Below are 13,646 nucleotides of genomic sequence, written 5' to 3' on the forward strand. Positions count from 1 at the left end.
TCGATTAATGAAAAAATGGACCATTGAAGATTCGAAAGAGCTCTACAACATAAACGGTTGGGGTACTTCTTATTTTGGCATCAACGAAAAGGGAGATGTCTATGTTTCACCGTGCAAGGATAATGCACAGATAGACTTGCGCGATGTAATGGATGATCTGTCTCTGCGTGATGTCACAGCTCCTGTTCTTCTGCGTTTTCCTGACATTCTTGATAATCGTATCGAGAGAACTAGTAGTTGCTTTAAAAGAGCAGCGGAGGAATATCATTATAAGGGTGAAAATTTTATAATCTATCCCATCAAGGTTAATCAAATGCAACCTGTAGTTGAGGAGATAATAACGCACGGTCGTAAATTTAACCTAGGACTGGAGGCTGGTTCAAAACCTGAATTGCATGCTGTAATTGCAGTGCAATGTCAAAGCGACGCCCTTATTATATGTAATGGTTATAAAGACCAGAGTTATATTGAGCTCGCTCTTCTTGCTCAAAAAATGGGTAAAAGAATTTTTATTGTAGTAGAGAAACTTAATGAACTTGAAATAATTGCACGCGAGGCTAAAAAGCTTAACGTGAGACCAAACCTCGGAATACGCATTAAACTGGCATCTGCCGGTAGCGGAAAATGGGAAGAGAGCGGAGGAGACGCTAGCAAATTCGGACTTACAAGCAGTGAACTGCTAGAGGCTCTTGATATTCTTGAGAATAAAGGCATGAAAGATTGCCTGCGACTTATACATTTCCATATTGGTAGTCAGATAACAAAGATACGCCGCATACAGACAGCTTTGAGAGAAGCTTCACAATTCTATATCCAACTACATAAAATGGGTTGTAACGTTGATTTCGTGGATTGCGGAGGCGGACTTGGCGTAGATTACGACGGAACCAGATCATCAAGCAGTGAGAGCTCTGTAAACTACTCTATTCAAGAATATGTAAACGACTGTATTTATACTTTTGTAGAAGCATCCGATCATAATGATATACCACACCCTAACATTATCACAGAGAGCGGAAGATCTCTTGCCGCACATCACTCCGTGCTAATAATAGATGTTCTGGAAACAGCATCATTGCCTGAGATGGATGAAGAATATGAGCCAGATGAAAATAGTCATCAACTGGTTAAGGATCTGTACGAAATATGGGATAATCTTAACCCACGAACAATGATGGAAGATTTCCATGACGCAGAACAAATACGTGAAGAAGCACTTGACTTGTTCAGTCATGGTATTGTAGACCTTAAGACTCGTGCAGAAATAGAAAGGATGTACTGGAGTGTATGCCGTGAGATTAACTCACTTGCTAAACAAATGAAGCACTCACCCGAGGAACTTGCAAATATGGATAAGCTTCTGGCTGATAAATATTTTTGCAACTTCTCATTGTTCCAGTCCCTACCCGATTCGTGGGCTATTGACCAGTTATTCCCTATAATGCCAATACAGCGTCTTGATGAACGCCCCAACCGTAGTGCCACATTACAGGATATCACTTGTGACAGCGATGGCAAAATAACAAATTTTGTTACTAACCGTAATATATCACATATCCTGCCTATACATTCACTACGCAAAAATGAACCATATTATTTAGGAGTCTTTTTGGTTGGTGCCTATCAAGAAATACTTGGAGATATGCACAACTTGTTTGGCGACACCACAGCAGTACATATAAGTGTCAAGGACGGTGGATATAGTATTGATCAGGTTATTGATGGAGAAACTGTTGCAGAAGTACTTGATTACGTACAATACGACCCTAAGAAATTGGTTAGACAATTAGAAATATGGGTTACGAAAAGCGTAAAACAAGGTAAAATATCGCTAGAAGAGGGAAAGGAATTCTTAAGTAATTACCGTTCCGGACTATACGGATATACTTATTTAGAACAATAAAACACACAAAGGGACGGTATCTATTGATAACCGTCCTTTTGTTTAAAACTAAACATCATGGCAGAAAAACTAACAATAGTGAAAGTTGGCGGTGCTGTTGTTGAAAACAATGACCAATTAGATCAACTTCTTAAAGACTTCAGCGCAATCAATGGAAAAAAAGTACTAGTACATGGAGGAGGAAGACGCGCTACAAAGATTGCATCCAGCCTTGGTATAGAAAGCAAGATGGTTAATGGGCGCAGAATAACAGACTCGGCTATGCTTGAAGTAGTAACAATGGTATACGGGGGACTTGTCAATAAAAACCTGATAGCTAAATTACAAGCAGAGGGAGTAAACGCAATAGGGCTTACAGGAGCAGATATGAATGTCATACACTCTCATAAACGCCCTGTAAAGGAAGTAGACTACGGTTTTGTAGGTGATGTTGACAGTGTAGACGGTGCAGCCTTGCGCTCACTAATTGAAGCAGGTATAACACCTGTTATGGCACCACTAACACACGATGGTAAAGGCAATATACTTAACACAAACGCAGACACAATAGCCAGCGAAACAGCAAAAGCTCTAGCAAAGTATTATGATGTCACTCTTATTTACAGTTTTGAAAAAAAAGGTGTTTTGAGAAATCCTGATGATGATGAAAGCATCATATCAAAAATAACACGAAGTGATTTCAAAACATATGTAAGCGACGGAACTGTTGCCGGAGGAATGATACCCAAGCTTGAAAATGCCTTTGCTGCAATTGATTCAGGAGTTAAAAAAGTCAATATAACACTTGCAACAGCAATAGACGGAAATCATGGAACAATAATTGAATGAAATATTTTTCCATATTATTGTAACTTTTTCTTTTTACAATCGTCATATACTTAGAGAGGATGAAAAATATCAGTTTTCGGAACGATGTATTGCCTTTAAAAGATGAACTTTATAGGCTTGCTCTCCGTATTACTCTTAATAATGCGGAAGCTGAAGACATTGTACAGGAGACAATGATAAAAGTCTGGAATAAACGCGACAGTTGGGACACCATAGATTCGATAGAAGCATTCTGTCTCACAATATGTCGAAATCTTGCCCTTGACAAGAACAAGAGGATGGATAATAAGAATTCTTCACTCGAAGATACCGGGGGAGATTCACCAGACGACTCATACGCCTCAAACCCAGAAGAGCGGGCAGAACAACGTGACAGAGTAAAATTAGTAAGAGATTTAATAAACGATCTGCCAGAAAAACAAAAAAGTGTAATGCAACTCAGGGATTTTGAGGACAAAAGTTATAAAGAAATTGCAGAAATACTTGGAATAAGTGAAGAACAGGTTAAAGTAAACATATTCAGAGCACGCCAAGCAATCAAACAAAAATATATAGAAACAGAAAACTATGGATTATAAGTATATCGAACAGTTAGTGGAACGCTACTTCGCTTGTGAGACAACACTAGCGGAAGAAGAAATCCTAAAAGCTTTCTTCAGTCAGGAAGACGTTCCAGCTAATCTCCATAAATATAAAGTTCTATTCACATACGAACAGAACGATAAGAAGGAGACTGTGCTGGGAGAAGACTTTGATTCAAAGATATTATCTATAATTGATGAGCCGATACCTGTTAAGGCACGTACTATAACTATCAGACGTAGACTAATGCCGCTTTTCAGAGCTGCTGCTATAGTTGCTATAATTCTGACGTTGGGCAATGCCGCACAGTTTTCATTTAAGAGTAATAAAGATAAATCTGACGATATAAATTACTCTAGCTACAAAGACACTTATTCAGACCCTTCGGAGGCTTATAGTAAAGTGCAAAATGCTCTTGAGTTAGTATCTGAAGGTATTAACCAAGCTCAAAAAAGTGATTCGGTAAATTCAGTTAGTTCTGTTATTAATAACGATACTACAAGAACAGAATGAAACGCGCTCTTTGTTTACTGTTACTAACTTGTGTAACAATTTTCGCTACTGCAACAGGCAATCAGGATTTTGCATCTAAATATATGCAGATTTGTAAGGGAGACACCGCGGTACACTGTATAACAGTGAGTCCTAAGATGATGGCCCAGATGCTTAAAAGTGGCACGCACCACAAAGAGGATTTAAAACCTCTTATAAAGAAATTAAAGAGTGCGCGAATTATAACGACAAGTCAACATGGTGAAGGATATTTTCAAATAGCTGATGAATTGCTAAAGAAAAACTCAAGTCGTTTCAAGAACGACGGGAACTATCGTAATAGTCATTCATATGGTTCTTTCTTTGTAAGAAAAGTAAAAGGACAGACAGTGGAACTTATTCTATTGCATGCCAATGTAAAGGCAAAGAAGTTCATACTTATAAACCTCACGGGCAAAATTGACGATGAATTCAAAAGATATATTTCTATGCTTTCTCTATAAAATCATGTTTAGTTAAAACAAAAATGAAACTGTGAAGTTTCTAATCTCTCAAATTTTTCATAACATACTAACGTAGAAAAAGGGTCGCAACTCATATATGAATTGCGGCCCTTAATTATTGCTATATAATGAGGTTATTTTGCCTTTTTCAATCTCATATTCAACTGATATATTGAAGGTACCAATATAAACAATGAGAACACAATACTAAGCAACACAGTCTTACTGTTACCATTAAATACCTCTATCAATTTGGCATTAGGATTTGGCATTATATTATACAGTATATAAGCGACTGTATTATTAACCCAATGGAATGCCACACTTGGTACTATGCTATCTGTACGATAATACATCCATCCAAGCAGCAGTCCTATTACAAATGCATGTGGCATCTGGGCAGGATTACCATGAACCAAAGCAAACACTAATGCTGAAATTGCAATTGCATACCAGTGGTTCTTTGACCAGCCTAAGAGTGCCTTCAGTATAGCACCACGAAATACGAGTTCCTCGGCGAAAGGTGCCAGCAATCCTATTACTAAATACCCCATACGGTCTTTCAGAATCATGTCAAACTGCTGTTCTAAGATATTAGGCAATGCAGGCATTTGCTCTTGAATCCATGTAGAAGGTATTATTGCACCTAAAGAGGCCAATACACACCAGAAGAGTGTGAAGTATGGCTTACTAAGAAGATAATCTCTTGAAACGACACCCCATTTTGTCCACAAAAACACTACGATAGTTAATACACTTACCGATGCCTGAGTAATAATAAGGGTGGTTGTATCCATAGCTGCCTTCGAATTACCGAAAAGCATAAACCCAAGTTTGACAAGCAAAGCAACAAATAATTGCAATGCAACGAAAGTCACTAAATAAATTATCGCTTTTTTCATCCTTCTATATCTTTTTTAAATTGTTCTTTAACTGATATTTCATCCTCTTTTAACTGTTTTACCAGTTCGTCTATATTATTGAATTTCTTTTCAGACCTTAAGCGATGAAAGAATGACACTGAAACCTTCTTACCATATATATCCTCATCAAAATTAAATATATTAACCTCCAATGTTGTTTTATCACCATTGAATGTCGGACGCGTACCGATATTCATCATGGCATGTTTCATCTCAATACTACCTTCTATCCTTATCTTTACAGCATACACTCCTCCGGCAGGTATGATTTTACTTATACCCATAGTATCAATATTGGCCGTAGGAAACCCCAATTTATGCCCTTCTCCAAAACCACTTGTTACACGCCCAAAAATATTATATGGACGACCAAGGCATTGAGCCGCCATCTCGACTTCTCCTTCAGATACAAATGTTCGTATAACTGATGAACTTACACTCACCCCATGCATTATATATGGCTGTGCCTTTATTACATTTATACAAAGTTCTTTACCGTAATTTACATAGTCATCAAATCCTTCATTATCATTATAATGGCCGAAACGATTGTCGTATCCTATGATAAAGGTCTTTACATTTAAACGGTCGCGTAATATTTCCCCCATAAAATCGCGAGCTGAAAGATTAGCCATCTCCAAGTCAAATGGGATAGTCACACAATTATCAATACCTGTTAGAGAAAGCATTACTAATTTCTCATCATATGTACTCAACATATTAGGCTGATAATCACTATGCAACACTTCTCTTGGATGCTTATCGAATGTAATTATAGTAGATTCAATATTATTGCGTTTAGCCTCATCTATTATATTTTTAATAAGAAACTGATGTCCCTTATGAACTCCATCAAAGAATCCAACAGTAGCAACACAAGGTTTTAATTTTGTTTCCTCTCCTAAAAAAATCTTATTCATACCTATCTAGTATTTTATCTATATATGCAGTCCAATCACTGTTAGCAACTACATTATATGTTTTAATTTTAAGCTGGGCTGCAGCATCACAGTTTGCTTTTGAATCATCAAGAAACAAAGTTTCTTCCGGATTCATTCCACCACGTTCCATCATCACCTCAAATATTTCATCACAAGGTTTAACGACATGCATTTGATAAGAAAGGAATGTATGTTCGAAATAATCACATACCCCATATCCATCATAAGGAAATAAATCCTCTAAACATTTTTTCCAATGTATAGGATTTGTATTGCTTAAAAGAAATAATCTATAATGTTCACTAAGTTCAATCATTTTTTTTATTTTATTTTGTTTGATATCTGTCAGGAGCTGGTTCCATGCCCAACATATAATATCATCTCCAATATCCCTTTTGGTAATTTTTCTAACCTCATTGCAAAATTCATGTGTATCAATGTTGCCTATTTCCAATTCATGAAACATATCTTCCGTTCTGAACTCATCCACATAATATGCAATATCATCAAGTCCTGACTTGTAGAAAGCATCGACACACCTCTGTTTGTCAAGGCCTACTAACACTCCTCCCAAATCAAATACTATATTTTTTAATTTCTTCTGCATATGATTCTCTTTATAAAACGCCATATCTCCCCTATCATTAGAACAGGAGATGTACCTAATATTATCCAAAACCATTCTTGGGCATGCAATGGTGTCGTACGGAACATTTTACCACCAAACTGTACTATAAACCATTGTCCGGCAACTATCATAGCCAATACAGCAAGTAATCCCCTGTCACGGAAGAAATGATGAAAAGCAGAATGGTTTGACCCAATACATTTTACATTCAGAAGATTCCAGCACTGCAACATAACAAAAACTGTAAAGAATATAGTTAGTTCATAGATTGAAACGCCTGCGAATCTTTCAAAGTATATCAACATTACAAACATTATAATGAAAAAAGAAAGACCTATAAAAAATATGCCTTTAAGCATGCCATGAGATAATATAAAATCGCCCTGCTTTCTTGGTTTTTCTTTCATAACCTCACGCGAAGGAGGAAGTGAGGACAAAGCCATTGCTGCGAAAGTATCCATTATTAGGTTAACCCAAAGAATTTGCGTTACCGTTAAGGGAAGTTCTGTACCTATTATAGAACCTCCAAGAACTAATAGCAAAGCAGTAACATTCACCACCAACTGAAAAAACAGGAACCTTTGAATATTTTTGTATAATGAGCGTCCCCACATTACAGCCTTTACTATACTGTGGAAAGAATCATCCATTAGAGTTATATCACTTGCATTCTTCGCGACACTAGTACCTGAACCTAATGACAATCCGACATGTGCATAATTAAGCGCAGGTGCATCATTAGTGCCGTCACCTGTTACAGCTACAACTTCACCACTTTTCTGAAGCAACTGTACAAGTCTTTGTTTATCTGTAGGTCTGGCCCTACTCATCAAAAGAAGTCCATGTACACACCTGTAGGCTTCCTCATCGTTCATAGCAGCAAAATCAGCACCTGTAATCTGAGCACTAGCTGGCGTATCCTTATTCCATATACCTATCTGGCGTGCTATCTCAATAGCAGTAGCAGAGGTATCACCTGTAACTATCTTAACTTGAATTCCAGCAGAACAACATTCGCTTACAGCATCAGGCACATCATAGCGTAATGGATCACTAATAGCTACAATTCCCTGATAATTAAGATTGCCTACAATAGATACTATTTCTGTATTGTCTGCCAATTGTTTACATGCAAAAGCCAAAGTCCTCATAGCTTTACGCTGATAACCAATCAAAGCCTCATTTATATGCGCACGTATTTCTGGAGTAATATCACAATGCCCGATTACAACTTCAGGAGCGCCCTTAACAAAGAGCCAGCGTTTGCCATCCATAACAACAACTGTTGCCATATATTTCCGTTCGGTAGAAAATGGAATACGGTTTTCTATTTTGACATCATCACGTATGTCTTTGTAGTCAAAACCTTTACTTTTAAGCCATAGCAGTAATGCTATCTCTGTTGGATTACCTATACCATTATCTTCATCATCCAGATATGCAGTGGTATTAAGAGCAATAGCATTTGCAAACATGCCATCATCTCCTTCGGCTATAAGCATATCAGCCACCTGCATACGGTTTTGTGTAAGCGTTCCGGTCTTATCCGTGCAGATAACTGTTACAGCTCCCATTGTTTCACAAGCATGCAATTTTCTTACTAGATTGTTGCTTTTGAGCATACGACGCATATTAAGTGCTAAACTTAATGTTACTGCCATTGGCAATCCTTCAGGCACAGCCATCACAATAAGAGTGACAGACATCATAAAATAATTGAGCACTATTTCGGCCATCTTAAAATATTCAGTGCCATGCCATACATCATTTGTAAGCACATCATGAATAAGGAATATAAGGAATGCAGCTATAGATATAGAAAAGCCTATCTTATTAATCATTTTAGCCAAACGCTCCAATTGCATATCAAGGGGGGTTCTCACTTCAGTTTCTTCCATAGAACTATGTGCCACTTTCCCGATTTCGGTCTTATCACCTACAGCGGTAACTATAGCAGTACCACCTCCATTCATAACCATAGAACTACGAAGCACTTTACTTGAAGGATAAGTCGCTTCTACTTCATTTTGTTCTTTGTCGGCGTGTTTATTTATCATCGGTTCACCGGTAAGCGATGACTCATCTATCTGTAGATCTGTTGATTCTATGAGTTCGCCATCTGCCGGTATCTCATCACCAGCCTCTATAAGAACGAGATCCCCTACTACTACTTCTTTTCTAGGAATAAGTAGTACTTTACCATTACGCATTACCTTTACCGGCTGTTCTTCGCCCAGAGCAGTTAGCACATCAAACTTGCGGGCGGCATCCCTTTCAAAGTAAAATCCAATAGTAGTAGCTAAAAATATAGCTAAAAATATACCTATAGTTTCTATGAAATCTTTCTCAAAAAAAGCAAGAACCAATGAAATAAAAGCAGCAACCAAAAGAATTTTTATTATCGGATCTTTGTATTTTTCTATATACAGTAGCCAAAGCGAAGCTTTCTTGGGAGGAGTCAATACATTCTCGCCATATTCAGCCCTATTTTGCTTCACCTGTTGATAGTCAAGACCTTTGGAATTGACAAAATTCTTGTTGTATTCTTTACTCATAATTATCTGCAAAGTTATGCAAATTACCCATATATTACAAGTTTATATTAAATTTTTAGATTCTTTTTGCAAGAATTATTTGGAGATTTGATTAAAACGCCTTATCTTTGCACCCGCAAACTTAATCGATGATGGTTAAGCCGGGCTTTTAGCTCAGTTGGTTAGAGCAACAGACTCATAATCTGGAGGTCCAAGGTTCAAGCCCTTGATGGCCCACAAGAAAGCAGCAGAGATGCTGCTTTTTTGTGTCTATTATCAAAGACTTATCTAATAGCAGGAAAAAACAGAAGGCTTATATCTATGTTTACGCAAAACTGATTTACTTTACCAACACCTATCGTAGGACATCTACTATTTTTGTATATTCTCTCAGTGGAAACATGCCGTCGTGCGCTTCATCAGGAATTAGTTCCCTCATGCTTCCGTATGTTATTCGTGTGATACCTGCACGAATAAAGAGATCTTCCAGGTTTCTTCTTTCATCTGAGTCTGGGACCAGAAGCCCTACAGTCTGGAGATGACATTTTTCACGTTTTAAAGTTGAAATGATTATTTCGTGCGGAAGCCTCTTTATATTAACCGAGCGGAAAAGCTTTGACAATTCAAGCTTTGAGTCATCTTTCACGATTACCGATACTCCATCCTCAGTAAAGATATTTTTCTTTCCCTCAAGAAAATCATTATATATTTCTATTCTGTTCTTTCCTCTCATTGACAACGGGGCCTTGCCTAAGGCTTTATTCGTTTTACGCAAAATTTCATGAAAACGACGTGCAAACGATACAAGTTCATCCATATCGTCAGTATCGTAGTAAAGCACCTGACATGATGAGCATAAGAGCTGATTAGTAATACATATGTCTTTCGCTAGTTCCCCAAGCATCTGGTCGGTCGTTTCACCATTTGCATAAGCGAAGGATAGTTTATGGCCATAGATGATTATTTTCTGATTGGGTGCAGCAAATTCTCTTACAGCCTTCACTGCTACATCGCCACCCCAAATAACTATGCCATCAGCATAACTTCCCAAAGTCTTGATTGTTCCGATCTCTACCGAAGGCACATCAAATACATAGACGAAATCTCTGATTTCAGGATATTCCTTTATTATTTCTGATAAAAGTTTGATTGAAAGTCCACTATCTCCAGTGGGAAGTTTCAAAAGGTTGATATTGCCAGCAAGCAGACCTTCGATCACCGAATACGCAGGAAGTATATCTGCATTTCCTGCCGCAATATGAAGAAGAGTTCCCAATGGAGCAGTGCATCTTCTGATACTATCATTTACATTTTTTTCCCTGTTAAAATCAGTTCCAAGCTCACTTTCCACTCTTTTCTTCAATGATTCATACGAGAACATTCCAGCATATTCGATGAATTTTTCATACGATACTCCGGCAAATTCAAGCAACGGAAGTGCATATTCATCATACTCATGATTAAATGCTTTTCTCATGAGACTGTCGCAGGCTTTCATCAGTTTCTCTACATCTATCCTCTGAGTTTCCAGTGTTTCGATGAGATGTGGATATAAATCAGCAATGAGCTGTTCCTGCTCGCTATTGTTTTTTATTTCACCACGGTAAAGTATCATTTCTTATCACTTTTTAGTAGTTCAGTTGCGCCCTCGGCACATGTTTTTATATCGTCAATGCCAACACGTCCAAGTATTTCAAGATATGGAGTCTTGATTCCACACGGACATTCTTCATCATGAATGATTCCTATATCATCCGTCATGATTGAAGATAGAGGGCAACTTTTTGATGCCGGAGTAAGAAGATTTATCAATCCCTTCTGACCATGTGGAAGCGGAACCAGAGTATCTGCATCTCTGATAATCACCCTTGCATAAGCTGGGACATGAAAGTGGTGACACTCGCATTGCGTCCACATTATAGGATGTTCCACAGCCCCGAAGAACTCTATGATACTCTCGCTATCAAGCCCAAGCACTTTTTTTGCTAGTTTGTAAAAATCTTCTTTCGAAACCTTTTCGGCAGTGAACTGTTTCCACCCTCCCCCAAGTGTCATGAGTGAACCTTTAGGCAGTTTCACATTTATTCCATGTTCATCCATCTGTTCAAGAAGAAAATAGGTATATGCAGGAAATCCGAGTGTCCTCACAGGCGTACTGCCTTTAGCATATTTCACGAGTTTTCTCTCAATATTTGGTAGATCAACTTTGTATTCACCATCAACATACCTGATAGCATAATCCTTTGATTTTGCCGGCGACGTAAACGTAAATGCCCATGCACTCTTAGCAACAGCCTTATTATTACGGAATGTATGTTCATAACCGAAAATAACAAATCTCTGAAAACGGAAGGAAAGAATCTTATGGTATTTGAAAAGTCTGATCACCATACGAAACAGACGTTTCAGAGTATAAAAATCAAACGAGATCATTGACTTGTTCCTACCTGAAGTTCCAGAGGATGTAGCATTAATCTGAATGATCCTCTTCTTGCCCGACAAAAGATAATGATGTTTGAAATAAAGCGTCGGAATAAAAGGAATATTTTCCAGATCAGTGATTTTTTTTATATCATTCGGCTTAAATGAAAAGGAATCGAGAATTCTCCTGTAATCTTTATTCTGGTTGTAATGCCAGCAAACATTTTCCCTCATTGCTTGCACAAAGAGCTTGTCATCATATAGATATGGGTCTTTTATATTGAAAAGTTTCTTTATATGGTCCATCGTTATTTTTCTTTATGTCATTATTTAGCAATCAAAATTGCCTCTCTAATATATAGATTCTCAAGGTTTCCCAACTTTTTGGGCATTACAAGTAATCAGAACATGTAATGATAAATATCAATGCAAAGTTTTTCTTTGTCCAAGTGGTTTTCGTACGTGATTTCTGAAATATAAAAAACTTATCTTCAGTGTATTGCTGCTCACGTTCAAACCATTAATGGCCCACTTGCAAAAGAAAATGTTAAGAAGATATTAATCTGCTTAGCATTTTTCTTTTATTTATGTTTTCATTCGTAGACATAACTTGAATTGGGATAACTATACCAGTCTTGTGCCGTATTCTCGTTAGTAGCCCACTCTCCAAAAGAATGATTTGGCGTAGAATATGCTCCAGAATTTACCGCGTTCCTATTTTTACTAATAGGCGTACCCTCTGTAGGATACTTAAAGTTGCCAGGAACCTTTAATGCCCATGGGAAATTATCTGTATAAGCTGTCTGATAATTACTATTCAAATAGCGATACAACACTTCATATTTTTTATAAGGAGCCGCATGAGTTTCCCAATATGAACCATTATATTGGGTTATTATGAATGCGTCAATAGTATTTGAAGTTATATTATTGACCGCTTCGGCAGATTTGCATTTTATTGTGTAAATAACCCTTGCAGGATTTGCTGTTTTACTATAAGCATAATAAGGACTTGATGCATCTTTCACAGTATTATAATAATAATAGGAAGGACTGCCATTTACTATATCATTACCTCGACTCAAGGCATAATGGGCATCATTGAAAAGAGGTATAACCACATCCCCATTAAATCCTGTAGTGTAGTCAACATCGTCCTTAACTTTGTCTACACCTGAATATTTATAAAACAGAAACTTCTGAAATGAGCTTATCGATTCCACAGAAGCCGGATTAAGTCCACTGATATGTATTGCAGCTGCCATAGGCATCATACTGCCAAGAGCATCAAGGCTTACTGTTAGGTATAATATTGTTGGATCTCTGCTGTCTGCCTGTCTCGTTACAGTCATAACCATATCATTAAAGTCATAATCTCCAGGTTGAGGGAAAGCATCTTCAAATACATAGCGCCAACTGAAATAAGATATATCATTAAACTCCTTATATTTATATGTATCAGATGTCGTAAAGTTTGCAGAGACTTTTCCATTAATTACTTTCTCTGCTTTCACTTCCCTATATCCACCCGAATCTATTCTTGCTACATAAAAAGTGCTATCCACTGTAGGGTGGATCAATGATGTAGAAAATGTTTTTCCATCCTTTGCAATGCCTTCAGCCATTACCGTAACAGAAGTATTGATTTCAGGATTCTGTTCATACACTCTTATCGTATAAGTAGCACCCGGTGTTTGATTAATATTAACGTTCAAATCAGACGTTTCTATTGTCTGCCAGTCATGATTAACATCCACATTTGTTACAGGGAAAGCCTCTTTAACTATATTATTATAAGCGTCCTCGTCAAAATATTCTCTAGTACAAGATGTAATACAGAATAATGTTAGAAAAGCAATACAGATATACAATCTAAATTTATGCCACATGC

12 protein-coding genes and 1 tRNA gene are annotated in these 13,646 nt (G+C 37.4%); 6 read left to right on the top strand and 7 right to left on the bottom strand.

Annotation, left to right across the window (positions count from 1 at the left end; all coding sequences use genetic code 11):
- Positions 1-7: 7 nt before the first annotated feature.
- The 5 genes from speA to XYLOR_RS10035 are packed head-to-tail and all read left to right on the top strand — an operon-like array spanning position 8 to position 4,308.
- Positions 8-1,903, top strand: a complete 1,896-nt coding sequence (gene speA, locus XYLOR_RS10015; protein ID WP_036879042.1) for a biosynthetic arginine decarboxylase — start codon at positions 8-10, stop codon at positions 1,901-1,903.
- 57 nt (positions 1,904-1,960) lie between these two features.
- A complete protein-coding gene (argB, locus tag XYLOR_RS10020) occupies positions 1,961-2,731 on the top strand; it encodes an acetylglutamate kinase (RefSeq protein WP_036879045.1) in 771 nt (256 codons plus the stop codon).
- 59 nt (positions 2,732-2,790) lie between these two features.
- A complete protein-coding gene (locus XYLOR_RS10025; protein WP_036879047.1) occupies positions 2,791-3,309 on the top strand; it encodes a GFO_1088 family ECF-type sigma factor in 519 nt (172 codons plus the stop codon).
- Positions 3,299-3,826, top strand: coding sequence for a PG0215 family putative anti-sigma factor (locus XYLOR_RS10030; protein WP_036879049.1), 528 nt, complete (start codon positions 3,299-3,301; stop codon positions 3,824-3,826). The genes XYLOR_RS10025 and XYLOR_RS10030 overlap by 11 nt, the downstream gene beginning before the upstream one ends.
- On the top strand, positions 3,823-4,308 hold the full coding sequence (locus XYLOR_RS10035; RefSeq protein WP_036879052.1) for a DUF4252 domain-containing protein: 486 nt from the start codon (positions 3,823-3,825) through the stop codon (positions 4,306-4,308). The genes XYLOR_RS10030 and XYLOR_RS10035 overlap by 4 nt, the downstream gene beginning before the upstream one ends.
- A 134-nt stretch (positions 4,309-4,442) precedes the next feature.
- Here XYLOR_RS10035 and XYLOR_RS10040 read toward each other — a convergent pair whose 3' ends face one another.
- Genes XYLOR_RS10040 through XYLOR_RS10055 form a run of 4 tightly spaced genes read right to left on the bottom strand, consistent with a single transcriptional unit; the run spans position 4,443 to position 9,355 of the window.
- A complete protein-coding gene (locus tag XYLOR_RS10040; RefSeq protein ID WP_036879057.1) occupies positions 4,443-5,210 on the bottom strand; it encodes a CPBP family intramembrane glutamic endopeptidase in 768 nt (255 codons plus the stop codon).
- Positions 5,207-6,151 carry a bifunctional riboflavin kinase/FAD synthetase gene (locus XYLOR_RS10045; RefSeq protein ID WP_036879060.1) on the bottom strand — a complete coding sequence of 315 codons (945 nt, stop codon included), beginning with the start codon at positions 6,149-6,151 and terminating at the stop codon, positions 5,207-5,209. Before XYLOR_RS10045 ends, XYLOR_RS10040 begins: the two co-directional genes overlap by 4 nt.
- Entirely contained in the window at positions 6,144-6,779 is a 636-nt protein-coding gene (locus XYLOR_RS10050; protein ID WP_036879063.1) for an HAD family hydrolase, read from the bottom strand. The genes XYLOR_RS10045 and XYLOR_RS10050 overlap by 8 nt, the downstream gene beginning before the upstream one ends.
- Entirely contained in the window at positions 6,764-9,355 is a 2,592-nt protein-coding gene (locus XYLOR_RS10055) for a calcium-translocating P-type ATPase, PMCA-type (RefSeq protein WP_036879066.1), read from the bottom strand. Before XYLOR_RS10055 ends, XYLOR_RS10050 begins: the two co-directional genes overlap by 16 nt.
- Before the next feature lie 142 nt (positions 9,356-9,497).
- Here XYLOR_RS10055 and XYLOR_RS10060 point away from each other — a divergent pair.
- Positions 9,498-9,571, top strand: a tRNA-Ile gene (locus tag XYLOR_RS10060).
- 118 nt (positions 9,572-9,689) lie between these two features.
- Here the strand turns inward: XYLOR_RS10060 and XYLOR_RS10065 are convergent.
- The 3 genes from XYLOR_RS10065 to XYLOR_RS10075 form a co-directional block, all read right to left on the bottom strand.
- Positions 9,690-10,949: an acyl-CoA reductase gene (locus XYLOR_RS10065; protein WP_036879068.1), complete on the bottom strand. Its 1,260-nt coding sequence runs from the start codon at positions 10,947-10,949 to the stop codon at positions 9,690-9,692.
- Positions 10,946-12,061, bottom strand: coding sequence for a LuxE/PaaK family acyltransferase (locus XYLOR_RS10070; RefSeq protein ID WP_036879070.1), 1,116 nt, complete (start codon positions 12,059-12,061; stop codon positions 10,946-10,948). The genes XYLOR_RS10065 and XYLOR_RS10070 overlap by 4 nt, the downstream gene beginning before the upstream one ends.
- Before the next feature lie 287 nt (positions 12,062-12,348).
- Positions 12,349-13,644 (bottom strand): LruC domain-containing protein, encoded by a 1,296-nt coding sequence (locus XYLOR_RS10075; RefSeq protein ID WP_036879072.1) that lies wholly within the window; start codon positions 13,642-13,644, stop codon positions 12,349-12,351.
- Between the last annotated feature and the right edge of the window lie 2 nt (positions 13,645-13,646).

The sequence above is a fragment of the Xylanibacter oryzae DSM 17970 genome (assembly GCF_000585355.1).
Lineage (GTDB): Bacteria > Bacteroidota > Bacteroidia > Bacteroidales > Bacteroidaceae > Prevotella > Prevotella oryzae.

Coding starts and splice junctions, on each gene's coding strand:
- speA (WP_036879042.1), top strand. CDS start 8: ATGAAAAAATGGACCATTGAAGATTCGAAAGAGCTCTACAACATAAAC.
- argB (WP_036879045.1), top strand. CDS start 1,961: ATGGCAGAAAAACTAACAATAGTGAAAGTTGGCGGTGCTGTTGTTGAA.
- XYLOR_RS10025 (WP_036879047.1), top strand. CDS start 2,791: ATGAAAAATATCAGTTTTCGGAACGATGTATTGCCTTTAAAAGATGAA.
- XYLOR_RS10030 (WP_036879049.1), top strand. CDS start 3,299: ATGGATTATAAGTATATCGAACAGTTAGTGGAACGCTACTTCGCTTGT.
- XYLOR_RS10035 (WP_036879052.1), top strand. CDS start 3,823: ATGAAACGCGCTCTTTGTTTACTGTTACTAACTTGTGTAACAATTTTC.
- XYLOR_RS10040 (WP_036879057.1), bottom strand. CDS start 5,210: ATGAAAAAAGCGATAATTTATTTAGTGACTTTCGTTGCATTGCAATTA.
- XYLOR_RS10045 (WP_036879060.1), bottom strand. CDS start 6,151: ATGAATAAGATTTTTTTAGGAGAGGAAACAAAATTAAAACCTTGTGTT.
- XYLOR_RS10050 (WP_036879063.1), bottom strand. CDS start 6,779: ATGCAGAAGAAATTAAAAAATATAGTATTTGATTTGGGAGGAGTGTTA.
- XYLOR_RS10055 (WP_036879066.1), bottom strand. CDS start 9,355: ATGAGTAAAGAATACAACAAGAATTTTGTCAATTCCAAAGGTCTTGAC.
- XYLOR_RS10065 (WP_036879068.1), bottom strand. CDS start 10,949: ATGATACTTTACCGTGGTGAAATAAAAAACAATAGCGAGCAGGAACAG.
- XYLOR_RS10070 (WP_036879070.1), bottom strand. CDS start 12,061: ATGGACCATATAAAGAAACTTTTCAATATAAAAGACCCATATCTATAT.
- XYLOR_RS10075 (WP_036879072.1), bottom strand. CDS start 13,644: ATGTGGCATAAATTTAGATTGTATATCTGTATTGCTTTTCTAACATTA.